Below are 23496 nucleotides of genomic sequence, written 5' to 3'. Positions count from 1 at the left end.
ATGTTCGCGGCCGGTATGCTCCCCGAGAAGCGTCTGTAGGACGCGACTCAGGTACACGGAACCCCCGCGCCCGATGACGGCGCGGGGGTTCTGTGGTGTCCAGGGTCGACCGCTCGCTAGTCAGCCAGCGGCCCACGCTTCAGGTCCGTGAGGAAGGCGTTCCACTCGGCTGGGGAGAACGCCAAGTGACCGGCCTCGCGGTTCTTCGTGTCTCGGATCGCACCGGCCCCCTCGGGCAGGTACGCGCACTCGACGCAGTCTTGGTTGTGATTGCTGTAGGACGCTTTGCGGAACTCAGGTGTCATCATGATTCGTCGCTTTCTTCGGACAAGATGTCCTCGATGAAACGGGCGCTCTGCACGGTCGACAGTGCCGCGCCCTGCAGCTCGCCGAAAGTGGCCGTGTAGGACTCAACCTCGGCTTCAGTCTCCTCGAAGACGCCGCTGGCCACGCTATCGGTGTAGGCGATCGGAGCATCCAGCGGATCGGGGAAGTCCAGGAGGGTGAACGACATCCCGAGTGCCGCGTGCGGCCCGGCCGCGAACGGCAGCACCTGGATGTCGATGTTCGGCAACTGCCCGATACGTAGCAGGTACTCGAACTGACCGCGCATCACGTCGCGGTCGCCCATCGGGCGGCGTAGCGCCGCTTCGTCGATCACCGCTACCAGCCGCGGCGGTCGTTCGTACCTCGTCAGAATCTCGCGGCGCTCCATGCGGGCGTCGACCTGACGCTTGATCTTGTCGGGCGAGGTGTACCGCCCACCGAGGAACACGCCCTCGGCGTACTCGGGAGTCTGTAGCAATCCGGGGACGATCGCGACCTGGTACGTCCGGATCAACGACGCCTCGGCCTCGAAGTCCGGCAGGCTCTCCGCGCCGAAGACGTCCCGGTACTTCCACCACCAACCTCTCTGCTTGGCGTCGCGCGCGAGCTGATGGAGTGCCTCCCGCTGCTCGTTCTCCTCGACGTTGTAGAGGTCCAGCAGCGCGTCGAGGTCGCCGGGCTTGACCGTCTTCAGCTCGCTCGTTTCGAGCTTTCCGACCTTGGCCTTCGCCCAGCCGAGCCGCTGGCTGACGTCGGCCATCGTGTACCCCGCTTTGTCGCGCAGGCTTCGCAGGTGGCGCCCAAGGCGTCGCCGCCGGACGGACGGGGAGTAGGTGGGGTTCGCGCGTGCCATAGACGCATCTTACCTCCGCCCAAAATCGTAGAGTCTCTCTTTTGGGGTTGTTTTCCTCGGTGTTTCTGTCGCATGATGTCGACACCTGAGCATTGGCCCTACAGACGGCGGACAGGAGAAGATGCCTAATGTCCGATTTCTTGGAAGGAAACCCCGCCCGAAATCCCCAAACACGCGGTGCCCCGCTCTGGGGCAGGCCCCGCAAGGCTTCCCGCGTCCGGCCCTTCCTGGGCGCCCGGTCGGCGGTGATCCAGTGATGGAGCTGTTCACCTTGGAAGACCAGCGAGACGTCATCCTCACGACCGACGCCGTACTGGCTGACGGCAGAGAACTGACGGGCGACGAGATCGGCGAGCTGATGAAACAGCTCGAACCGCTGCGCCTCGAAACCCTGTGGCGCGAAGTTCATCGCCACTACCCGCTTGGCACGTGGGTGACCGCCGTCAACAGCAAGCGCGAAACCCCGGACCAGGTCGTGGGATACCAGCGAGGCCGCCCCGGGTCCCCCGGTCACATGCTGAAGGTCCGCACACAACGCGGCGACGAACTTCGCGTACCCGTCGCCGAGGCACACGTAGTGCCCCCTCCGAGGGGGCGACCATGATCCGGCTGTTCCTCCGCCTCCTCGGCGCCGCCCTACGACCCGTTCGGTCTGACGTCCGTGCTCGACCTGCACCGAGCGCGGCAGTCTCCTCGATCCCTCGCCAGGCTCGGCGCACCCCGCATGCCCAGGTCGATCTCGTCGCCCGTGATCACCCCGACTGGCGCGTGCTCGCCCTGCCGGGGCCGTCCGGTCTCTGCTACGTCGCGGCTCGGGGCGCCCACCTCGTGCGTGCCGATTGCCCCGAAGAGACACGGCGCCGTATCCGTGAGATCGACGAGGAGCCCCCGCCGTGACCGCGATCGGCCTGGCGCTCATCCTCCCGCCCGGTGCCGTCGAGGACGGTCACCCCGTGGCGAGGATGCGCGAGGTCCTGGCCGACGAGATCGAGGCTGCGCGAACGTGCGGCCGCTGAACCCCTGATCCCCCGCGTGCCCGGTGCGTGTGCGGCTGTCGTCAGGCACGCGGGTTCCCCGCCCTCGAGCCACGGGGCTCGAGGGCGTCCCCCCACACACGGAAGGATTGCTCTTGCAGCGATTGACCCCCATGTCGAACAGAACTTCCACGACGCCTACCTGACGGTGCTCGACGCCGTCACCAACCTCACCGAACAACACACCTAGAACCACCGGGGGAACCGTCATGCTCGATCGGCCGTGGACCGAGGCGCCGCTGTGCGCTCTCGACCTCGAAGGCACGGGCGCCCAGGACAAGGGCAACGAGGTGATCCTGGAAGTCGCCGTAATCCCGATCGTGGACGGTTCCCCCGACATGCAGGCGGCCTACGAGAGCCTCGTCAACCCGGGCCGCCCGGTGCCGCGCCGTCCCTGGATCAGCCCAGGACTGACCGACGAAGCGTTGCGCGAAGCGCCGAGCCCCGCACAGGTCGGCCCCGAGCTGGAAGCCCGCGTCAACGGTCGGTACATGGTGGGACACAACGTGATCGTGGACTGGAAGCTTGTCCACCTGCGCCACCCGCACGTTCAGCCTGCTGGGCTGATCGACACTCTGCGCCTCACCCGTCACCTCCAGATCCCAGCCCCGCGCGGGCTCGGTGCGCTCCTCGACCGGTTCGAGCTACGCGAACAAGTCGACAAGTCGGCTCCCAGCGGACGCCCGCACCGGGCGTTGTGGGACACCGTCGCCGCTGCGGTCCTACTCGCCCGCCTGCTCGAAGACGACCCGAACGTGCACACCTTGGCCGAGCTGCTGGCGACCGCATCGGTGCCGGGCGTCCCCGCTTCGGAAGACCCGACCCTGTTCTAACCCCCTGAGAAGCCGCGGAAGGAACCCGCAGTGACCACTACCGACGACCACGCTGCCGGACGTCCCGCCGACGAGTCGGGGACGTTCGACATCGGCGGAGCCCTGCCCGTCAACCGGCTCGGCTACGGCACGATGCGGCTCACCGGCGAAGGCGTCTGGGGCGAGCCCGCCGACCGCGCCGGGGCGGTGCGCGTTCTGCGCCGCGCCGTCGAACTGGGCGTGAACCTCATCGACACCGCGGACTCCTACGGTCCGCAGATCAGCGAACAGCTCATCAAGGAGGCCCTCTATCCCTACCCCGAGGGCCTAGTCATCGCCACCAAGGCCGGCCTGACGCGGCGCGGCCCGGACGACTGGCGTCCCCTCGGCAGACCTGAGTACCTGCGTCAGCAACTCGAGCTGAGTCTGCGCCACCTGGGTGTGGAGCGCATCGACCTGTTCCAACTGCACCGCGTCGACCCGCAGGTGCCGCTAGCTGATCAGGTGGGCGAACTCGCCGCCATGCGCGACGAAGGCAAGATCGGCCACACCGGCCTTTCAAAAGTGACCGTCGAGCAGGTGACCGAGGCCCGCGCGATCGTCCCCATCGCGTCCGTGCAGAATCGCTACAGCCTCCTCGACCGTGCCAGCGAGGACGTTCTCGACTACTGCGCCGCCGAAGGCACCGGATTCATCCCGTATGCCCCGGTGGCGACCGGCGACCTTGCGCGCCCCGGCGGCCCGCTCGATGAAGCCGCCGAACAGCACGGCGCAACCCCGTCGCAGCTTGCGCTCGCCTGGCTGCTGCGCCGCTCGCCGGTGATACTGCCGATCCCCGGAACGCCGAAGACGGCGCACGTCGAGGAGAACAACGAGGCGGCCCGCATCAGGCTGAGCGATGCGGACTTCGACGCGCTCTCCGCGCTGGCCACCACCGCTTGAGCGGCGCTCCGGCCGACCGGTTCTCCCTGAGATCTGGACATGAAAAGGCGCCCCACTCTCCCGCCGAGAGAGTGGGGCGCCGTCGTGTCCGTCGAGGCCTTCCCCAGCCACGACTAGAACGCGTGTACGAAAATATCACGCATCATGTCTGGTCAGTGCCGCCCTCGAGGCGGCACTGAACCCACGCGGCCCGTAGTCGCCGAGCAGGTCACCGACTCCTGCGTGGCGAAGGATGGCCTGGAGTTCTTCGAGGCGCTCGCCGTTGTCACCTTCTGAGAGTCGGTCTCGGTGCGCTCTTCACACAACACGTGAGCGGTGCGATTCAACAGGTGTTTGATCACAGCTCGCCCCTTGGCCTTGGCGCGGTAGCGACCGAGCAGGCCCCGCTCGTAGTCGGTCAGCTCGATACGCCCCGGCTGCGCCGAGGAGGTGTCGAACGAGCGGGAGTAGTCACCAACCGACTCCTGGGAGAGCTGACGCGGGTTCACCCCCACGCGGGCGGCGACCTGCCCCGGGGAAGGGATTCACAAAGCGGCTTCGGTCGAGTACGCCCTGATCGTCCTCATCCTCGCCCCGTCCGGCTCCACCGATCGAAGACGCGAGTTCGGGCCGGCGGACAGCTCCTTGGGCAGGGCCGCGATCACGGTCGCCGTCTCCCTCCACTGCTGACACGCCGGATGCTTGCGATCGGCGCCCCGGTGCCCGACCACGGACACCCCGTCAGCCTGAATCGTCCGCTCGGCGTCGACGAACTTCAACCAGGCCGAGCAATACGTGGTCAACACCGCCCGATCGATGCGGAAGAGGACCCCGACCCGCTTCCATTCCGTTTTCGCTTCGCGGTCGAGCCACGTCGGGGGAGAGGGCGCGGACGGCGGCGCCTTCACTCGAGGAGCCGCCGGAGACATGCCGCGCAGGTTCCGGACGTTGTCCGGGGCGGCAACCGGGCCCCGTTCACCCATAGGCACCTCCTCACCAGCCAAGCAATTTCCGGATTACTGGAAACAGTAAGTCGGAAATCATGTAGCTACACGACATGCAGCCACGTGTCAGGCGGAAGGCAATCAGTGGTGATCTGAGCTAGCTCTGCTTTGTTATGTAAGATCTGCAAGGACATAATGCATATCCTTTTAATCTGGGCGCTCTTTGCTGGCATGCCTCGGCGCCTGGAGTCGCGTAGGACCAAGTCATAGATCTGCGGAGATAAATCGGACATCCGAATCAACGAACCGAGATTCATATGGGCATTGATTCGCAAGACCCTATTTCTGTACTGACAAAACATTCGGATTGGCCTGGGAGGGCTCATCGGTGGAGCTTGGTTGATACACCGAAGGGCACCAACGAAAGCATCCGATATGAAGGGTGGACTGTGCACCAAAACGATCTCTGGAAGGCTCCGCAACTCTGGCGCACACTCGAGCTCTTTGCTCGACTCATGATCGAAGTACTGCGCTGGAAGAAGTAGGAGAGGGACCCAGCTAAGCGCCAGGTCCCCCGTCAGGGCTCCCGGAACCGGCTGCAAACCAACCGGGAGCCCACCCGCCAAGTAGACCACGGCAGAGTTCACCTAAGGTCACAGAGCCCGGTGATGAAACCGCTCGAAACCCTCTGTCACGCGCGCTCGCCCACCCCGCGCGTTCTGGCGCCCCTCACGGGCTGGACTTTTGACCCGTCCCTGGTCACCGAGAGTCGCCGCGCGCCGCACGGGTTCGGTCGACGATGAACCATTCCTCGATCAGCTCGTGCCACTTCGCCGGACGATTCGCCGCGTTCGCGCGCCGCTTGCATTCCTCGGCGTCGACGTCGAGTCGCATCACTCGAGCGCCAGGAACAGCGTCGGCATCGGTGTGCCTCGTCGTCACGATCCACACGTGCCGTGCGGAGTGAGAGCGGGCGAGTCTGCGAACGAGCGCGTCGCGTGCCTCGTTGGCGAAGGCCACGATGTGGCGGGCGTGCCCGTAGGTGGTCGGCGGTGTGTCCTCGGTCGAGGGCGGCCGGACCCAGGGGCCTCGGTGTGAGGGGGCCTGTTCAGGGTGGGGGGTCGTGCAGGGGTAGGGGGTTGGGCGGTGTGGGGTGCCTTGGTGGGGTGCGGGGTCAGGGCCTGGGCGAGGGCGTCGAGGTCAACGACGATGTCCCGCGCGGGGTCGGCGAGGGTGTGTGCGGTGCTGGTCTTGCCCGAGCAGGGCGGGCCGAGGATGACGGTCACGGTGTCGCGTCCGGGAGCGTTCAGGGTCTCAGTGGTGGTCTTGCGGTCGTGGCACCGGCGGGTCATGGCTTGGCGGTTGGTGCGGTCGAAGGCCAGTCGTTCGTCGCCTCGGTGTGGGGTGATGTGGTCGACGACGGTCCGCGGGGCGCCGCATCCGCACGCGCAGACGGGTTCCTCGGACAGCACGCGATCGCGTAGGGCGTGCCACCGGGGGTCGTTGTAGATCCACTTCCAATCGGTGCGATGCGCGGCGTTGGTGCCTTGTCGGCAGGTGCGGCAACGGCCGGAGTGCTCGACGAGTGTTCGACATGTGGGGTTCGCGCAGCGGGACGACGGGCGTCGGGGCATCTGGTTTACCTCCTGGCCGGTATGGGTCAGGTGGCCGGATGTGGTCGGGGCGGGCGCCTACCGTGGCGAGCCCATCCCTGATGCCTTAGAGGACGTTCTATGCGTATGTCTGTTGCTGCCGTGTCCGCTGCTGCTGTGCTCGCCCTGTCGGCGTGCGGGGGCAGCGAGGATGTCGAGGCCGACGACGCCGGCGGCGCGGGGGAAGCCGAGGCGGCGCAGGTGCCCGAGGGGTACGACGTCGTCGTGGAGTTCCTCGAGGACCAGGCGGCGGCGACCGAAGCGGTCGTCGACTACGGCCCCGAGGCCGGCAACCCTGCCGAGCTTCAAGGGCTCCTCGAAGAGGTCGAGGAGATCAACGACGGTTGGGGCGGCGACGGCTGGCCGGACGTGAGCGCGGATGCCTCGGACGGGGTCGAGGTCGCCCAGGTCGCGAGCGACCTCGAAGACGAGTCGGGATGGTTGGCACACGAGATGCCCGACCCGGCTGCCGCGCTGGAGTCTGACGACCTCGATCGGGCGCGTGAGGCGGTCGAGGCGGCCGAGGACGTGTTGGAGCGCTTGTAGAAGCCCCGTTCCCTTTCGAACCTTTTAGGCATGGCTGCCACGTCTCAGGCATCATGCGCTCTCGGCTGACATACGGAAGCACCTAGGCCCACTCCCAAGCGGTGGGCGTGGTTGTCAGCTATCGTCGTTCGTGTTCTCGCTGATTCGCCGATGGGCCGGCCGTCGGCGAGTAGCGGCCCGAGTCGCCGGCGGCCCCATCCAAGGGTCGTGAAATCGAAGGGCACTCATGGGTCAGAGGAACAACGACCGCTGGTGGCAGCGCCCAGAACTGGTTCGAATGGCAGAAATCCTGCTGCGCATCATTTTGGAGGTGTTGCGCCGGTCGTGAGCTGAGGCCCCACCTCGGCAGCCAGCCAAGGTGAGGCCCCGTCGAGCCCTCGGCTGTTCGTCTGGCGGCGGCAAGCCGGGGGCTCTCCCCTTTACGACCTCGGAACTCATGACTTCATGACTCCGAGAGTTCCAGAGTTCGTGCTAGCACCCTAGCAATCTAGCTTCCTATTTTAGGAACAAGCAGGAGACGAGTGCCCGCCCTCGACGCCGAGGACCCCCAGCCTGGCGGAGGGCGGGCACGATCGGGGCCGGACTATGCGGGGTCCGGCCAGCTCATAAGGTCTCGGATCGCGGCGGCGGCCTGCGCAGGCACGACGCCGTTTCCGAGTAGTCGGCGGTGCTCGGTGTGGGGCAGACCGGGTATGTCGGTGACCCAGCCGTCAGGCAGCCCCATCATCCATTCGAGGAACCGGACGGAGATGCGCGGTCCGCGGGGGCCGAGTTCGGCAGGGAAGAGGGCCGGTCGGCGGCGGGGTCGACGGGGTCAAGGCGTCCACGTCGGCGCCACTGACGCACACGCGCGGCTGAAATGTCCACGCCGAGGAGCACCGAGGCAGCACGGGCGGCGTCGACAGCGGGCAGCACAGCAGCCTCGAGGCGTTGAAGCGCGTCGTACCGCCACTCAGCGGCGTCCACCACTCCGTCGCAACCGTCACGCCGACACTGGGCCTCGCGGACCGTCTCGCGCCCGTACAGGGCCTGCCCGCACTCGGGGCACAAGCCCAACAGGGCCGATGCCGATGAGTCGCCTGGTTCGTGCACCTGGTCACGTGCGGCTTCGACGGCCGCGCACACCTCGTCGACCAAGGCGCCGCCGTCCGGCCGATGCCGGATCGTCTCGACCCGGTCGGCGAGGAAGGCGGTCGCCGCTTCGCCGTCGTCGAGGCCGGCTGGGGCACCGAGCACGTCGCCCCACACCACGCGCGCCCAGGTACACAGGGTCGAGGCGAGCGCGTCGGACACAACCGAGGCGGAGAGGTCGAAGGGCAACGGCGCCTCGGCCGAGCGGCCCCCGACTCTGCCGCCTCGGCGCCCTTGCCGGGTCAGCTCGGTCTCAAGCTCGGCCGCCACGTCGGCAACGTCGCCCAACGCGACGGCAAGCCGATGCGTACACGTCGAGCAGACGAACGCCTCGGCGACGAGCCCGACGACGTTCGGGTTCTGCCGTGGCGCACGTGTGGCGCATGAGCATAAAAAAGACCCCCCGTAGGGAGTCTTTTCGGTGGTGGGCGTACCAGGACTTGAACCTGGGGCCTCATCCTTATCAGGGATGCGCTCTAACCGTCTGAGCTATACGCCCGTGTTCCGGGTGGAACTCTACCGCATCCGGGATGCCGGGGCGAACCGGTGGCCGGAGGCGGAAGGTGAGGGGACGCGGCCGGACCGCGTCCCTCTTCACCTCCCAGTTTATCGCGTTTCGGGAGTGCTCGGACCATCACCGGGACCGGGCCCGCACGAGTGCGCTACTCGGCCTCGGACAGGGTGACGTCGACGCCGCCGACCAGGTCCGCGACCAGGTTGTACAGCATGGTGCCCACCGTGGCCAGGGCGGTGATCAGCACGATGTTGAGGGCGCCGACCACACCGGTGAGTCCGAGGACGCGGCCGGGGGAGAACCACGCGGCGGGGTTCAGTCCGAGCTCGTCCTCGCCCCCGTCCCCCTCGAGCAGCGCCGTCATCATCGAGGTGAGCTCGTCGAAGACGCCGAGCATCGACAGCGTCGCGTAGATGACCGCGACCGCCACGAACAGGATGATGAAGCACACCAGCGAGACCACGAAGCTGAACTTCATCACCGACCACGGCTCCACACGGGAGACCGTCAGGTGCGCCTTGCGGCTGGACATCGTCGCCTTCACGGCGTTGGGCCCCTCCGGAGCCGAGGAGGTGCCGGTCACCGACGAGGTCACGTCCGCCGAGCCCTTCGCCTCTGTGGTCTTCGAGCTCTCCGCGGTCGCATTCTCCGTGGTCTTCGCGCTCTTCGTGCTCTCCGCGCTGCCGGCCGAGCCGGTCTCGGCGGTGGTCTCGCCCGCACCCTTCCCAACGGCCGTGTCGACACCGTCCGCGTCGGAGTCGTTCGAGGTGCTGTTCCGCTCGTTGTCAGACATAGAAACGTTACCGCTGGACTTTCCTTGAGAACGGTGATGGCGCCGTGGTTCCCATGGCCCCCAGAACGCGGGAACCACGGGAACCGAAATACATCGGGACGTATCGCGCAGTCTAGGCGTCGATGTCCGGAGTCTCGCCGACCTCGGGCCCGCCCGTGTCGGCTTCCTCCGCCTCGACCTCGCCGACGGCCTCGGCGTTGCGGGCCACGGCGACGATCTTGTTGCCCTTGTCGAGGTTCATCAGGCGCACGCCCATGGTGGTGCGGCCCGACTGCTTGATCTCGTCCACACCGGTGCGGATGACCCCGCCGTTCGAGGTGATCGCGAAGAGCTCGTCCTCCTCGGGGTCGACCGTCATGGCTCCGACGATCTCACCGCGGGCCTCCACGACCTTGGCGGTCAGCACACCCTTGCCGCCCCGGTTCTGCAGCGGGTACTGGTCGGAGGGTGTGCGCTTGCCGTACCCGTTCTCGGTGGTGACCAGGACGTCGGTGGCAGCGTCGCCGGGCCGGATGACGTCCATGGACAGCAGGTGGCCGCCCTCGGGGAAACGCATACCGATCACCCCGCTGGTGGCCCGGCCCATCGGCCGCAGCGACTCGTCCGAGGCCGGGAACCGGATCGCCTGCGCGTCGCTGGAGATCATCAGCAGGTCGTCCTCGGAGAAGACCAGGCGGGCGGCGATGAGCTCGTCGCCCTCGCGCAGGTTGATCGCGATGATGCCGGCGGAACGGGCCGAGTCGAAGTCGCCCAGGCGGGACTTCTTCACCAGACCGTCGCGGGTGGCCAGGACCAGGTACGGGGCGGCCTCGTAGTCGCGCAGTTCCATGATCTGCGCGATCTCCTCGTCCGGCTGGAACGGGAGCAGGTTCGCCACGTGCTGGCCGCGGGCGTCACGTGCGGACTCGGGCAGCTCGTGGGCCTTCATCCGGTAGACCCGGCCCTGGTTGGTGAAGCACAGGATCCAGTGGTGGGTCGTGGTGACGAAGAAGTGCTGGACGATGTCGTCCTGCTTGAGCTGGGCACCGCGCACACCCTTGCCGCCGCGCTTCTGGGCGCGGTAGCTGTCCACACGCGTGCGCTTGGCGTATCCGCCGCGGGAGATCGTGACGACCACGTCCTCCTCCGCGATGAAGTCCTCCATGCGCATGTCGCCCTCGAAGGGGATGATGTGCGTGCGCCGCTCGTTGCTGTACTTCTCGACGATCTCGCCCAGCTCCGAGCGGATGATCGAACGCTGGCGCACGGCGGAACCGAGGATGTCGTTGTAGTCGTCGATCTGCGCCATGAGGTCGTCGTACTCGGACGTGAGCGCGTTGCGCTCCAGGGCCGCGAGCTTGCGCAGCTGCATGTCGAGGATCGCGCGCGCCTGCACGTCGTCGATCTCGAGCAGCCCCATGAGGCCGGTGCGGGCCTCGTCCGCGGAGGCACTGCTGCGGATGAGCTGGATGACCTCCTCGATGCGGTCCATGGCCCGCAGGAGGGCACGCAGGATGTGGGCCCGCTCCTCGGCCTTGCGCAGCAGGTACCGGGTGCGCCGGACGACGACCTCGACCTGGTGCTTGACCCAGTGGCGGATGATCTGGTCCAGGCGCAGGGTGCGCGGCACGCCGTCGACCAGCGCGAGCATGTTCGCGCCGAAGGTTTCCTGCAGCTGCGTGTGCTTGTACAGGTTGTTGAGCACGATCTTGGCGACGGCGTCGCGTTTGAGCACGATCACCAGACGCTGACCGGTGCGGCCGCTGCTCTCGTCGCGCACGTCGGCGATGCCGGTGATCTTGCCGTCCTTGACCAGCTCGGCGATCTTCAGCGCGAGGTTGTCCGGGTTGACCTGGTAGGGCAGCTCGGTGATGACCAGGATCTGGCGCCCGCGGCTGTCCTCCTCGACCTCGACGACGGCCCGCATGGTGATGGAGCCGCGACCGGTCCGGTAGGCCTCCTCGATCCCGCGGCGGCCCACGATGAGGCCGCGGGTGGGGAAGTCGGGGCCCTTGACCCGCGCGAGGAGGGCCTCCAGGAGTTCGTCGTCCTCCGTCTCGGGGTTGTCGAGGTACCAGTTGACGCCCTCGGCGATCTCGCGCAGGTTGTGCGGCGGGATGTTGGTGGCCATGCCCACCGCGATACCCGAGGAGCCGTTGACCAGCAGGTTCGGGAAGCGGGACGGTAGGACTACGGGCTCCTGGGAGCGGCCGTCGTAGTTGGGACGGAAGTCGACGGTCTCCTTGTCGATGTCCCGGAGCATCTCCATCGCCAGCGGCTGGAGCTTGGCCTCGGTGTACCGCATCGCGGCCGCGGGGTCGTTGCCGGGAGACCCGAAGTTGCCGTTGGGGTCGACCAGAGGCATGCGCATCGACCACCACTGGGCCAGGCGGACCAGGGTGTCGTAGATCGCGCTGTCACCGTGCGGGTGGTAGTTGCCCATGACGTCACCGACGACACGGGCGCACTTGAAGTACCCGCGGTCGGGGCGGTAGCCGCCGTCGTACATGGCGTAGAGCACGCGCTGGTGGACCGGCTTGAGGCCGTCACGCACATCGGGCAGAGCACGGCCGACGATGACCGACATCGCGTAGTCGAGGTAGCTTCGCTGCATCTCGACCTGGATGTCGACGGGTTCGATCCGGTCGTGTTCGCCCGTGGGGGCGTCCGGGTTGTTCGCATCCGCCACGGATGTCGATCCCTTCTTCGAGGAGTCGTTGAGCGGGGTGGGCCGGGTCAGATGTCCAGGAAGCGGACGTCCTTGGCGTTGCGCTGGATGAAGGAACGCCGGGACTCGACGTCCTCACCCATGAGCACGCTGAACATCTCGTCGGCCTGGGCAGCGTCGTCCAGGCTGACCTGGGCCAGAACCCTCCGTGCCGGGTCCATCGTCGTGTCCCACAGCTCGTTGGCGTTCATCTCGCCGAGGCCCTTGAACCGCTGGACCAGGTCGCGGGGCCGCGGGTCCCGCTTGCCCTGGGCGATACCGGCTTCGACGGCCCGGTCGCGCCCAGCGTCCGAGAAGGCGTAGTCGGAGTCGTTCCCGCGCTGGTCCCACTTGATCTTGTAGAGCGGCGGCATGGCGAGGTAGACGTTGCCCGCCTCGACCAGGGGCTTCATGAAACGGAACAGCAGGGTGAGCAGCAGGGTGCGGATGTGCTGGCCGTCGACGTCGGCATCGGCCATGAGGATGATCTTGTGGTACCGCAGCTTGCTCGCGTCGAAGTCCTCGTGGATACCGGTGCCCAGGGCGGTGATGATCGCCTGGACCTCGTTGTTCTTGAGGATCCGGTCGATGCGCGACTTCTCGACGTTGAGGATCTTGCCGCGGATGGGCAGGATCGCCTGGTGGTGCGGGTCGCGACCGCCCTTGGCGGAACCGCCGGCCGAGTCACCCTCGACGATGTAGACCTCGCACTCCTCCGGGTTCGTGGACTGGCAGTCCGACAACTTGCCCGGCAGGGAGGTGGTCTCGAGGAGGGTCTTGCGCCGGGTGAGGTCGCGCGCCTGGCGGGCGGCCACACGCGCGCGAGCGGCCTGGCTGGCCTTGGAGACGATGTCCTTGGCCTCGCCGGGGTTGCGCTCGAGCCAGTCGCGCAGGTGCTCGTTGGTGACCTTCTGGACGAAGGACTTGGCCTCGGTGTTGCCCAGCTTGGTCTTGGTCTGGCCCTCGAACTGTGGATCGGTCAGCTTGACCGAGATGATCGCGGTCAGACCCTCGCGGATGTCGTCGCCGGTGAGGTTGTCCTCCTTCTCACGCAGCAACTTCTGGTCACGGGCGTACCGGTTGATGAGCGCGGTCAGCGCGGTGCGGAAACCCTCCTCGTGGGTGCCGCCCTCCGCCGTGTTGATGGTGTTGGCGAAGGTGTGCACCGACGAGGTGTAGGACTGGTTCCATTGCATCGCGATCTCGGCCGCGATGCCCTCGCCCTCCTCCTCGAAGGAGATGATCGACGCGTGGGCCGGCTCCTTCTTGGCGTTGATGTGGTTGACGTAGTCCGACAGTCCGTTCACGTAGTGGTACGTGTTCACCACGGGACCGTCGTCGATGAACTCCGGCCGCTCGTCGCGGATGGTGATGGACAGCCCCTTGTTGAGGAAGGCCATCTCCTGCATCCGGCGGGAAAGCGTCTCGTAGGAGAACGTGATGGTCTCGAAGATGTCGGGGTCGGGCCAGAAAGTGATCTGGGTACCGGTCTCGGAGACCTCCTCGCCGCGGACGAGCTCACCCGGCCGGGTCACGTCGTAGCGTTGGCGCCACACGTGCCCGTCGCGGCGGATCTCCACGTCCAGTGCCGTGGAGAGCGCGTTGACGACGGAGACACCGACACCGTGCAGACCACCGGAGACGGCGTAGGACTTGTCGTCGAACTTGCCGCCCGCGTGCAGCGTGGTGAGCACGAGTTCGACGGCGGGACGTTTCTCGACGGGGTGGAGATCGGTGGGGATGCCTCGGCCGTTGTCGGCGACGCGTACTCCGCCGTCGGCGAGGAGAGTCACCTCGATGCCGGTGGCGTACCCCGCCATCGCCTCGTCGACGGAGTTGTCCACCACCTCCGAGACCAAGTGGTGCAGGCCCCGCTCTCCGGTGGAACCGATGTACATCCCGGGGCGCTTGCGTACTGCCTCAAGCCCCTCGAGGACAGTGATTGATCGAGCGTCGTAGGCCAAGTGGGAACACCCTCCTGCTGGGGACACCCGTCCACCGGTTCCGAGCGGTCAGCGGGTCGGCGCACGGCGCGACTGCCCACAGGGACCGATGCGACTCGGTGCCTGGAGATCAGCGTTCACCGTACGGGCCGTCCGCCCACCCTCTGATTGGGGCGTGGTACCGGCTTGGGGGCGTCTGAAGAACCGCCTTCATGATACCTCGCGTGGTGCGACAAAGTGGCATTGGCGGCCCTGTGCCGCCTCACAACGAATTTTCAGTGAGGGACGCGAGCCCCCTCACACGGAGCGGGCTCCCCGAAAGCCGGTGACCCCTTCAGCGCCCTTAGGGAGTATGTGACGCACTTCACCCCATTGCCCTGCGCCCACAGATGTCAACTCGTGTCAATCACACCGCACGAGACCATTAAAACACCCACTGACCTGCGAAAATTCCGAAACCCGGGGGAGGGGGCGAAGACGCGCGCCCATCAGCGTCGGCGGGAACCGGGGCCCCGAACCTTGATGGCCAGGACCGTGCCGTCACCCAGCTCCTCGTTCAGTTTCCTCATCAACGGCCGCACCATCGTTCGAGCCTGGGCCGCCATGGTCGGCGAATCGGCCACAACGACCAGTTCGCCCTCCGAAAAACTTTCCGGTTGGAGACGACTGGCGTTGAACTCACCAACGATGTCCGACCACCGGCCGAAGACCCCTCCGATGGCCACTTGTTCCTGCCACCCGTGCTCGATCAACCATGTGCGGACCGCGTCACCGAACATCTGGGGCTCCTCCCGTGACCGCAATCGGCCACGGCGGCGGGCACGCCGCGGCGCCCGCGTATCACCCCCGCGCTCACGCGCTTGCGCGCGCGCCCGCGCGAGGGCCTGGCGGGCGAGGTCCGCGCCGGTGGCCTGTGGATCCTCACCCGCCGGGGAAGCGCCATCCACAGGGTGTGGACGACCCTGCCCCGCGCGGGGGACCTGGCCTCCGGAACCGCCGACACCGTCCACAGGCTGTGGAGGAAAATCATCCACGGTCGACATCCCCCTCCCGGACCACGAAACGTGCGCCCTCCAGCTCCCGGGGGATGTCGTCCTCGACCGCGGCGGTCACCAACACCTGCTCGGCGTCGCGCACCCGCTCGGCCAGTCTTCGGCGGCGCTCGGCGTCCAACTCGGCGAACACGTCGTCGAGAATCAGCACGGGGTCGTCACTGTCGGCACGCAGCAGTCCGAAGGCCGACAGCTTCAGGGACAGCGCGAACGACCAGGACTCGCCCTGGCTCGCGTATCCCTTCGTCGGCAGCTCGCCCAGGCTCAGCCCCAACTCGTCCCGGTGCGGACCCACCAGGCTGACCCCGCGCTGCAACTCGCGGTCGCGCGTCTCGGCCATCGCCGACCGCAGCGCCACCGCCAGGGCCTCGCGATCGGGCGCGGGCTCCGGGCCGTCCGGGTCCATGGAGGAGCGGTAGGAGAGCCGGGCCGGGCCACCGGAGTCGGTCAGGCCCGCATAGGCCTCCTCCACCAGCGGACGCAGGTCCTCCACCAGGGACAGCCGGGCCGCGAGCAGCTCGGCGCCGGTCTCGGCCAGGTGGGCGTCCCACACCTCCAGGGTGCTCAGGTCGGGCGGTGCCCCCTTGCGGGCGAGCATGCGTCCCGAGGCCGACTTGAGCAGGGCGTTGCGCTGCTTGAGCACACGCTCGTAGTCGGATCGCACCCCCGCCATACGCGGCGCCCGAGACACCAACAGGTCGTCGAGGAAACGGCGCCTTTCCCCGGGATCGCCCTTGATCAGGGCGAGGTCCTCCGGGGCGAAGAGGACGGTACGCAGAGCGCCGAGCACCTCACGCGGGCGCCCGGCCGGGGACTGGTTGATCCGGGCACGGTTGGCCTTGCCCGGGTTGAGCTCCAGGTCCACCACCATCGACCGCTCGTCCCGCACGATCTTGGTACGGATGATCGCACGGAGTGCGCCCTGTCGTACCAGCGGTGTGTCCGAGGAGACCCGGTGGCTGCTCAGGGTCGCGACGTAACCGAGCGCCTCGACGAGGTTGGTCTTGCCCTGACCGTTGGCTCCGACCAGAACGGTGATCCCGGGGGAGAGCTCCAGGAGTGCCTCACCGTAGGACCGGAAGTCAGCCAGTTGCAGGTGGGAAACGTACATCCGGCCTTCCTCCTGTGGACGGCGTCGGGGGCGCGGGCGGCAGGAGAACAGGGCCGGGGCGCACCGGTGCCGCCCCGGCCGGGAAGGTCAGGCGGAGGGGGTGTCCTCACCGGATCTGGTGACGGCGTGGCCGCCGAACTGGTTGCGCAGGGCCGCCACGACCTTCATCGCCGGGCTGTCGTCCTGGCGGGAGGCGAAGCGGGCGAAGAGCGCGGCCGTGATGGCCGGGGCCGGCACGGCGTGGTCGACGGCCGCCTGGACGGTCCAGCGGCCCTCACCGGAGTCCTGGGCGTAACCGCGCAGCTCGGCCAGCTCGGGGTCCTCCTCCAGCGCTCGCGAGAGCAGGTCCAGCAGCCAGGAACGCACAACGGTGCCCTCGCGCCAGCTCTCGAAGGTGCCGGGGACGTCGTCGACGAGCCCGGAGGCCGCCATGAGCTCGAAGCCCTCCGCGAAGGACTGCATCATCCCGTACTCGATGCCGTTGTGGACCATCTTGACGAAGTGGCCCGCACCGACCGATCCGGAATGCACGAACCCGCCGCCCTCGTCGGGGGTGAGGGACTCGAACAGGGGCCGGGCCTGCTCGACCTGCTCGGCCTCACCGCCGACCATGATCCCGTAGCCGTTCTGCCGGCCCCAGACCCCGCCGCTGACACCGACGTCGAGGTAGCCGATGCCCTTGGCTGCGAGCGTGTCGGCACGGGCGCGGTCGTCGGCGTAATGGGTGTTGCCGCCCTCGATGACGAGGTCTCCCTCGCTGAGCAGCTCACCGAGTTCGGCGACGGTCCGGGAGGTGGGGTCACCGGCCGGGACCATCACCCACACCACACGCGGAGCCTCCAGATGTGCGACCAGGGCCGCCGGGCTGTCGACGTCGCGCTGGTCGGAGGTGACGTCGTAGCCGACGACCTCGTGGCCCTTCTCGCGCAGGCGGGCGGCCATGTTGCCGCCCATCTTCCCCAGGCCGATCATTCCGAGTCGCATTGGTCCTCCCTTGATCCCCGACAGTGGACACGTACGGACCAGCCGGCCACCGCGACAGGCGGCCGGTGGTGTCAGTCGATCGAACGGCCGCGGATCAGTTGGACAAGCGCACCGGCATGATCAGGTAACGGTACTCGGGGGCCGTGCCCTCCTCGACCGGCTTGCCGGTGAGGATCGCGGGCTTGGTCGACGTGGTGAAGTTCAGCCGCGCCACATCGCCACCGATCGCCCCCAGGCCGTCCAGCAGGAAACCGGAGTTGAAAGCGATCTGGATGTCCTCGCCGTCGAGTTCGGCTTCCAGGGTCTCCACCGCCTGGGCGTCCTCGCCGGTGCCGGCCTCGAGGGTCAGGGTGCCCTCGGAGAAGGCCAGACGGAGCGGGGTGTTGCGCTCGGCGACCAGGGACACGCGCTTGACGGCCTCGACGAACTCGGCGCGGCCGATCTCGGCGACCGAGTTGAAGCTGTCCGGGAGCAGGGCGCGGTACTTGGGGAACTCGCCGTCGAGCAGGCGGGTGGTGGTGCGGCGGCCGCCGCCCTCGAAACCGATCATCCCGTCGCCGGTGTCGCCACTGGCGAGCGCGACCGAGATCTCGGCTCCGGACGTGAGGGACTTGGCGGTATCGGCCAGGGTCTTGGCGGGCACCAACGCGACCGCGGACAGCTCCGGGTTCTCCGGCTTCCAGGTGAGCTCACGCACCGCGAGGCGGTAGCGGTCGGTGGAAGCCAGCGTGATGGTCTCGCCCTCGATCTCGACGCGCACGCCGGTGAGCATCGGCAGGGTGTCGTCGCGGCCGGCCGCGATGGCGACCTGGCTGACGGCGGCGGCGAAGGCGTCGCTGCCGACGGTCCCGCTCAGACCGGGCATCTCCGGGAGCGTGGGGTACTCGTCGACGGACATCGTGTTGATGGTGAACTTCGCGCTGCCGCAGGTGACGAGGGCCTTCGCACCGTCGGTGGAGATCTCCACCGACTGTGGAGGAAGGTTCCGGGTGATCTCGGACAGGAGTTTGCCCGGAACCAGGACACGTCCGGACTCCTCGACGTCGACGTCGATCACCGACTGGGTGGAGACCTCGTAATCGAAGCCGGACAGGCGCACCCGCTGGTGGCCCTCACTGTCGTCGGTCTCGAGCAGAATACCGACCAGCACCGGGACCGAGGGGCGCGTCGGGAGAGTGCGCGCGGTCCAGGCGACTGCGTCGGCCAGTACGTCGCGTTCGACCCGGAACTTCACTTGTCCGACTCACTTTCCGCACGACCGACGGGGTCGGTCGAAGCCTTCACGTTGGCAGCTCGTGGGTGTCTGTGGGGGTGACCGGGTCCTGCCCGTCACCGATGGGCGTCCACAGCGTGTGGATCCTCCACCGGGGGAGTCACCCGGTCCCCGTCGGGGTCTCCACGCCAGTGGCGGGAACGGGACAGGGGCGAGACCACACGTTACCCGGATTCACCCGCTGCCGCTCACCTCACCACACCTGGCTGCTGACACCCCCGTCTCGCCGAGTTGTCCACAGATTTTGCCCGAAGCTGTTTTGACGCCACATCTGGGTTACTCAAGGTGCGCAGTAGTAGTAGGGGCTGTGGACAGTGTGGATAACCATTGTCTTTGCAGGTCAGAGCCCAAATTTTTGTCCACAGGGCCTGTGGGCGAAGCTGTGTACAACTCCAGGTCACTGTGGACGAAGGAAAGCCCCCACAGGTTGTCCACACGGCATCCACAGGTCCATCCACAGGTTTTCCCCATGTTGTCCACATCAGCCTGAGGTCCCGTGATCCGATGACGGGTGGAACTATCCACAGCCGACCCCCTGGTTACCCACAGGCCTGAGGCACTTGTCCACAGCTTTTCCACAGGGTTGTCCACAGAATTTGGCCCTTGCCTGTGGATAACTCGGCCGAGATCTCTGAAAATTTTTTTTCGAGCCCACCGACGTACCTCGCGTACCCGGACAAAGATGCTGTGCACAGCGTTATCCACAGGCGCGCAGGAAAACATGATCATCGTTCATTGGCACAGTCTTCCGGGGGTGGGCCCGTCCTGTGCACAAGAAGCCCCCGACCCCCCGAAGAACAGGGCATTCAGGGCTTCGCGGTCGAGAAAAGGGAGGTCAAAGGCGGTACCTCGCACAGCGGGCACCAGGGTGTGGATGCACACACAAGCCTGTGGATAACTTGCTCCGGAGCCGTGGCAGAGCGTCCCGAGGCCGGTCCGCCCGCCGAAGCCCTGTGGACCTGTGGACGAAGCACTCTGTCGACACGGAGACACGTCGACCCGCGGACACACGGCGGGGAGGGCCGACACTCCGGTCGCCCTCCCCGTGGCCGCTCTGTTCCCCTTCGGCAGGGATGTCCGGTCAGTGCATCGGGGGCTGGTCCTTGATCCGGCTGGTGAGCTCGTGCACCTGGTTGTAGATGGAGCGCCGCTCGGCCATGAGCGCGCGCACCTTCCGGTCGGCGTGCATCACCGTCGTGTGGTCGCGGCCGCCGAACTGCTGCCCGATCTTGGGAAGGGACAGCTCGGTGAGCTCCCGGCACAGGTACATGGCGATCTGACGGGCGGTCACGAGCACCCGGGAGCGAGAGGTCCCACACAGGTCGTCCACGGTCAGCCCGAAGTAGGCGGCCGTCTGGGACATGATCGTGCCGGTCGTGATCTCGGGGACCTCGTCGCTGGGGACGAGGTCGCGCAGCACCTGCCCGGTCAGCTCCAGATCCACCGACTGCCGGTTGAGGCTGGCGAAGGCGGTGACACGGATCAGCGCCCCCTCCAGCTCGCGGATGTTCGTGGAGATCTTGCTCGCGATGAACTCCAGGACCTCCGGCGGTGCGGCCAGACCCTCCTGTGCGGCCTTCTTGCGCAGGATCGCGATCCGGGTCTCCAGCTCGGGCGGCTGCACGTCCGTGAGCAGGCCCCACTCGAACCGGCTGCGCATCCGGTCCTCCAGCGTCGTCAGCTGCTTGGGCGGCCGGTCGCTGGAGATGACGATCTGTTTGTCGGAGTTGTGGAGCGTGTTGAACGTGTGGAAGAACTCCTCCTGGGTCTGCTCCTTGTTCTCCAGGAACTGGATGTCGTCCACCAGGAGCACGTCGATGTCCCGGTACCGGCGGCGGAACCCGTCCGCCTTGCCGTCCCGGATCGAGTTGATGAACTCGTTGGTGAACTCCTCGGAGCTGACGTACCGCACACGCGATCCCTCGTAGAGACGGTGCGTGTAGTGCCCGATCGCGTGCAGGAGGTGGGTCTTGCCCAGGCCCGAGCCGCCGTGGATGAACAGCGGGTTGTAGGCCTTGGCGGGTGCCTCGGCCGCGGCCACCGACGCGGCGTGCGCGAACCGGTTGCTGGACCCGATGACGAAGGTGTCGAAGGTGTACTTCGGGTTCAGGCGCGCGTGCTCGCTGGGCGGTGCCTCCTGGGAACGGCCGGGCGGTGCACCGGGCGACTCGCGCGCCCCTGTCACCCGCTGGTTCCCGCCTCCGCTGGGGACCGGTGCGTCCTCGGCCGGCGCCGCCGGGGTCTCCCAGCGGTTGGGGGCGTCCCACTCGGGGGCCCCGAACTGCTCCTCGGACGGGGGAGCCCACCCGCCGGGCTCGGGCGGACGGGGGGTGGGCTGCGGTGCGGGGTCCGGCCCAGCTGCGGGCGCGTGCCCGTGCGTGTTCCACGCCGGTTCCCCGCCGTGCGAGGGGGCGCCGGGCAGTTCCTCCTGGGAGTAGTGGTGCGGTTCTGCCTGCGGAGCGGCGTGGGTACCGCGCGGTTCCCATCCCTGGGGTTCGGAGTGCAGCAGGTCGGCCTGTCCGGGCTGCTGCGGGGCGGGACGGCCGTGCCTTCCCTCTCCGTGCTGATCCGGGTATTCGTGGACCGTGTAGTACCGGTCATCCGAGGGCTGGTGCGCCGGGCCGGGGGCCGGCGTGTGCTGCGGCCCGTGGGCCGGATCCTCGGGGTGCCGCGGCGGCGCCGGGGCGTGCGGCGCCGGAGAAGCCTGCGGGGACTGCGGGGGCGGCGGCGGGGTCGGGACCGCGGTGGGATCCACCGTCACCGCCACACGGATGTCCCTGCCCAGATGCCCGGACAGTGCCTTGCTGATGGCGGGGTAGAGCCGGGTCTCGAGCACCTTCTTGGTGAACTCGTTGGGTGCGGCGATGAGCGCTGTGTCCTCGATCAGGCCGAGCGGACGGGTCTGCGGCAGCCAGGCGCGCTGGTGTGCGGGCAGGGCATCGTTGTCGATCCCGTCCAGCACGCTGGACCAGACCATTGCGAGGTTGACCTGTGCGTCAGCCAAGGTGACCTGCCATGGGAGCTGTCCCTTTCGGTGCGGATCTGTTCGGGTGTTCGTGCACTCGTGTGCGCTGCCCCGGTGTGAGAGCGACTCTCCATTGTCCTCTCACAGAGGGGGTCGACGGGACGGTTCGGGCGTACTCGAGGGGGATCCGTGCCTGTGGACAACTTCACCGGACCGTGTTCGCCCGAGTGAGGGTTACTCCCCGGTATCCACAGCAGGAAGTAGTTGTCCACAAGTTGTGCACAGGTTTGTCCACAGGGTCTCAGATGGGTGTGCACAGCGCAGAGTTTTCCACAATAAGCAGGTCAGAGCGTGTGTGTAGCGAGCTGGAAGCGACTGTGCACAGGCTGAACCGTGGCGAGGGGAAAGTTATCCACAGGATGAGGTTATCCACAGGAGTCCTGGGATGTGGACGTGCTACACGCTGTGGACGACCCGAGATCCACAGGTTCACCCGGACCGTGTGCGCAGCCGGGTGTTTCGCCGGACGGTAGCCCCCTCCCGGTACGGCTTCTCCGGAAGTCGGACCGGGCGCGGCTCCCGGAGGGCGGTCCCTGCCGGGGGAGAGGCTCACCTCTTGAGGGCCCGGACCGCCGATCCGGTCGCGGTGAGGTCCCGGCGGCAGGGGAGGAGCACACGCGGTGAACGTACGTGAGCAGGACCGATTTGACCCCGAGAGGCCCAGGCCGTATCTTCTTTATGCTTATGCCGATGATCTGTCTGCGCCCGTGTGCCCGACACCGGTGACGTCGCTCCGGAACATAAGCAGTGCATGACCCCGCATATCCTGGGGGTCTGTCGTATGTATTTCCTGACACGCCCCTGGAGCCTTAAGTGAGCAAGCGTACGTTTCAGCCGAACAACCGGCGTCGCGCTAAGGTCCACGGCTTCCGGCTGCGCATGCGTACGCGCGCCGGCCGCGCCGTCATCGCCTCGCGCCGCAGCAAGGGGCGCAAGGCTCTGAGCGTGAGCCACTAGGTCACGCGCGAGACCCACATTCTCGGGGACCGGTCCGGCCACTCGCCGGCCGGTCCCTTTGTCATGGGAAGTCGCAGCGAGCCCGGAGGAAGCCATGCTGTCGCCGAGGAACCGGATGCGCCACAGCTCCGAGTTCGGCTCCGTCATGCGATCCGGACGACGCTCCTCCCGTGACACGTTGGGAGTGGTCTACCTCCCACCTCCTGCCGTCGGCCCCCGTTCCGGGGAGGACCCCGATCCGCCCCGCATCGGCTTCATCGTGAGCAAAGCGGTCGGGGGAGCGGTCGTCCGCAAACGGGTCCAGCGCCGGCTGCGCCACCTCATGCGGTCTCGGCTGAGTGATCTGCCAGACGGTAGCCTTCTGGTGGTACGCGCCAAACCCTCGTCCTCGACCGCGCGGAACGAGGAGCTGGCCGCGCAACTGGACAGCGCGATCGCCGCCGCGAAGCGTCCCAAGAGCGCCTCTCGGCGCCGTCGTGGCCGTGACAGAACACGTCCCCCGGCGGACCCGGCGAACGGTGGAACAGAAGGGAACCGCCGCCCCGAAGCGGACGGAGAACGGTGGACCAGCCGATGACCGAGCACAGACCGACCGCGTCCGCGCGGGTGCTGATGCTGCCGATCCGTGGATACCAACGCTTCATCAGTCCGCTCTTTCCCCCGGTCTGTCGCTTCTATCCTTCGTGCAGCGCTTACGCCATGGAGGCTCTGCGTGTGCACGGCGCCCTCCGAGGGCTGTGGCTCGCGATCAGGCGGATCGCCCGCTGCCAGCCTTTCCACTCCGGAGGACTCGATCCCGTTCCGCCTCCCTGGGGCGCGCCTACCGACCGGGCCGCTGTTGACGGCGGGCCCGAGCTCGAACAGGGATCCTCTCCCGAGGATCCGACGGACGGAACCGGTGAGCCCGGAATCCGGCCGGGAGACCGTTAGCCGAACGA

General features: G+C 67.5%; 22 protein-coding genes and 1 tRNA gene. 8 read left to right on the top strand and 15 right to left on the bottom strand.

Features of this window, described 5'->3' with window-relative positions; all coding sequences use genetic code 11:
- Positions 1-116: 116 nt before the first annotated feature.
- Together D473_RS0112640 and D473_RS0112635 are read right to left on the bottom strand one after the other, a co-directional pair.
- Positions 117-308 carry a DUF397 domain-containing protein gene (locus D473_RS0112640; protein WP_017609435.1) on the bottom strand — a complete coding sequence of 64 codons (192 nt, stop codon included), beginning with the start codon at positions 306-308 and terminating at the stop codon, positions 117-119.
- On the bottom strand, positions 305-1180 hold the full coding sequence (locus D473_RS0112635; protein WP_026126887.1) for a helix-turn-helix domain-containing protein: 876 nt from the start codon (positions 1178-1180) through the stop codon (positions 305-307). Before D473_RS0112635 ends, D473_RS0112640 begins: the two co-directional genes overlap by 4 nt.
- A 256-nt stretch (positions 1181-1436) precedes the next feature.
- Here D473_RS0112635 and D473_RS0112630 point away from each other — a divergent pair, with 256 nt between their 5' ends.
- The 4 genes from D473_RS0112630 to D473_RS0112615 all read left to right on the top strand — a co-directional run bounded on the left by D473_RS0112630 (position 1437) and on the right by D473_RS0112615 (position 3968).
- Positions 1437-1784, top strand: a complete 348-nt coding sequence (locus D473_RS0112630) for a hypothetical protein (protein ID WP_017609433.1) — start codon at positions 1437-1439, stop codon at positions 1782-1784.
- 289 nt (positions 1785-2073) lie between these two features.
- Entirely contained in the window at positions 2074-2196 is a 123-nt protein-coding gene (locus D473_RS28425; RefSeq protein ID WP_017609432.1) for a hypothetical protein, read from the top strand.
- Positions 2197-2423: 227 nt separating this feature from the next.
- Positions 2424-3047, top strand: coding sequence for a 3'-5' exonuclease (locus D473_RS0112620; RefSeq protein ID WP_017609431.1), 624 nt, complete (start codon positions 2424-2426; stop codon positions 3045-3047).
- Positions 3048-3077: 30 nt separating this feature from the next.
- On the top strand, positions 3078-3968 hold the full coding sequence (locus tag D473_RS0112615; protein WP_017609430.1) for an aldo/keto reductase: 891 nt from the start codon (positions 3078-3080) through the stop codon (positions 3966-3968).
- Between the two features lie 152 nt (positions 3969-4120).
- On the opposite strand, the gene D473_RS0112610 is transcribed toward D473_RS0112615, so the two are convergent.
- The 3 genes from D473_RS0112610 to D473_RS28420 all read right to left on the bottom strand — a co-directional run bounded on the left by D473_RS0112610 (position 4121) and on the right by D473_RS28420 (position 5785).
- The gene (locus tag D473_RS0112610; RefSeq protein WP_026126886.1) at positions 4121-4462 is read right to left on the bottom strand and encodes a hypothetical protein; all 342 of its coding nucleotides are present in this window, start codon (positions 4460-4462) and stop codon (positions 4121-4123) included.
- A 30-nt stretch (positions 4463-4492) separates the two neighbouring features.
- A complete protein-coding gene (locus tag D473_RS0112605; RefSeq protein WP_152436826.1) occupies positions 4493-4930 on the bottom strand; it encodes a phage terminase small subunit P27 family in 438 nt (145 codons plus the stop codon).
- Between the two features lie 720 nt (positions 4931-5650).
- The gene (locus D473_RS28420) at positions 5651-5785 is read right to left on the bottom strand and encodes a hypothetical protein (RefSeq protein ID WP_275040650.1); all 135 of its coding nucleotides are present in this window, start codon (positions 5783-5785) and stop codon (positions 5651-5653) included.
- Between the two features lie 839 nt (positions 5786-6624).
- Here D473_RS28420 and D473_RS0112590 point away from each other — a divergent pair.
- Positions 6625-7089, top strand: a complete 465-nt coding sequence (locus D473_RS0112590) for a hypothetical protein (protein WP_051043046.1) — start codon at positions 6625-6627, stop codon at positions 7087-7089.
- A gap of 723 nt (positions 7090-7812) precedes the next feature.
- On the opposite strand, the gene D473_RS0112585 is transcribed toward D473_RS0112590, so the two are convergent.
- The 10 genes from D473_RS0112585 to dnaA all read right to left on the bottom strand — a co-directional run bounded on the left by D473_RS0112585 (position 7813) and on the right by dnaA (position 21553).
- On the bottom strand, positions 7813-8490 hold the full coding sequence (locus D473_RS0112585; RefSeq protein WP_152436824.1) for a hypothetical protein: 678 nt from the start codon (positions 8488-8490) through the stop codon (positions 7813-7815).
- A gap of 152 nt (positions 8491-8642) precedes the next feature.
- A tRNA-Ile gene (locus D473_RS0112580) sits at positions 8643-8719 on the bottom strand.
- A 163-nt stretch (positions 8720-8882) separates the two neighbouring features.
- Positions 8883-9527: a DUF3566 domain-containing protein gene (locus D473_RS0112575; protein ID WP_017609424.1), complete on the bottom strand. Its 645-nt coding sequence runs from the start codon at positions 9525-9527 to the stop codon at positions 8883-8885.
- Between the two features lie 112 nt (positions 9528-9639).
- The gene (gene gyrA / locus D473_RS0112570; RefSeq protein ID WP_017609423.1) at positions 9640-12195 is read right to left on the bottom strand and encodes a DNA gyrase subunit A; all 2556 of its coding nucleotides are present in this window, start codon (positions 12193-12195) and stop codon (positions 9640-9642) included.
- Between the two features lie 47 nt (positions 12196-12242).
- Positions 12243-14177: a DNA topoisomerase (ATP-hydrolyzing) subunit B gene (gyrB, locus tag D473_RS0112565; RefSeq protein ID WP_083917990.1), complete on the bottom strand. Its 1935-nt coding sequence runs from the start codon at positions 14175-14177 to the stop codon at positions 12243-12245.
- 467 nt (positions 14178-14644) lie between these two features.
- The gene (locus tag D473_RS28130) at positions 14645-15199 is read right to left on the bottom strand and encodes a DUF721 domain-containing protein (RefSeq protein WP_394296767.1); all 555 of its coding nucleotides are present in this window, start codon (positions 15197-15199) and stop codon (positions 14645-14647) included.
- Entirely contained in the window at positions 15183-16319 is a 1137-nt protein-coding gene (recF, locus tag D473_RS0112555; protein ID WP_017609420.1) for a DNA replication/repair protein RecF, read from the bottom strand. Before recF ends, D473_RS28130 begins: the two co-directional genes overlap by 17 nt.
- 87 nt (positions 16320-16406) lie before the next feature.
- Positions 16407-17303 carry a phosphogluconate dehydrogenase (NAD(+)-dependent, decarboxylating) gene (gene gnd / locus D473_RS0112550; RefSeq protein ID WP_017609419.1) on the bottom strand — a complete coding sequence of 299 codons (897 nt, stop codon included), beginning with the start codon at positions 17301-17303 and terminating at the stop codon, positions 16407-16409.
- Between the two features lie 94 nt (positions 17304-17397).
- A complete protein-coding gene (gene dnaN, locus D473_RS0112545) occupies positions 17398-18537 on the bottom strand; it encodes a DNA polymerase III subunit beta (RefSeq protein WP_017609418.1) in 1140 nt (379 codons plus the stop codon).
- A gap of 1120 nt (positions 18538-19657) precedes the next feature.
- Positions 19658-21553, bottom strand: a complete 1896-nt coding sequence (dnaA, locus tag D473_RS0112540) for a chromosomal replication initiator protein DnaA (protein ID WP_017609417.1) — start codon at positions 21551-21553, stop codon at positions 19658-19660.
- Between the two features lie 861 nt (positions 21554-22414).
- Here dnaA and rpmH point away from each other — a divergent pair.
- The 3 genes from rpmH (at position 22415) to yidD (ending at position 23488) form a co-directional block, all read left to right on the top strand.
- Positions 22415-22558 (top strand): 50S ribosomal protein L34, encoded by a 144-nt coding sequence (gene rpmH, locus D473_RS26610; RefSeq protein ID WP_083904634.1) that lies wholly within the window; start codon positions 22415-22417, stop codon positions 22556-22558.
- 94 nt (positions 22559-22652) lie between these two features.
- Positions 22653-23135, top strand: coding sequence for a ribonuclease P protein component (rnpA, locus tag D473_RS0112535; RefSeq protein ID WP_017609416.1), 483 nt, complete (start codon positions 22653-22655; stop codon positions 23133-23135).
- Positions 23132-23488 (top strand): membrane protein insertion efficiency factor YidD, encoded by a 357-nt coding sequence (gene yidD / locus D473_RS26605; RefSeq protein WP_083917997.1) that lies wholly within the window; start codon positions 23132-23134, stop codon positions 23486-23488. Before rnpA ends, yidD begins: the two co-directional genes overlap by 4 nt.
- Positions 23489-23496 lie beyond the last annotated feature (8 nt).

It is taken from the genome of Nocardiopsis xinjiangensis YIM 90004, assembly GCF_000341145.1.
Taxonomy (GTDB): Bacteria; Actinomycetota; Actinomycetes; order Streptosporangiales; family Streptosporangiaceae; genus Nocardiopsis; species Nocardiopsis xinjiangensis.
The sequence above is the reverse complement of the archived record's forward strand: the minus strand, read 5'-3'. Positions and strand labels throughout refer to the sequence as shown.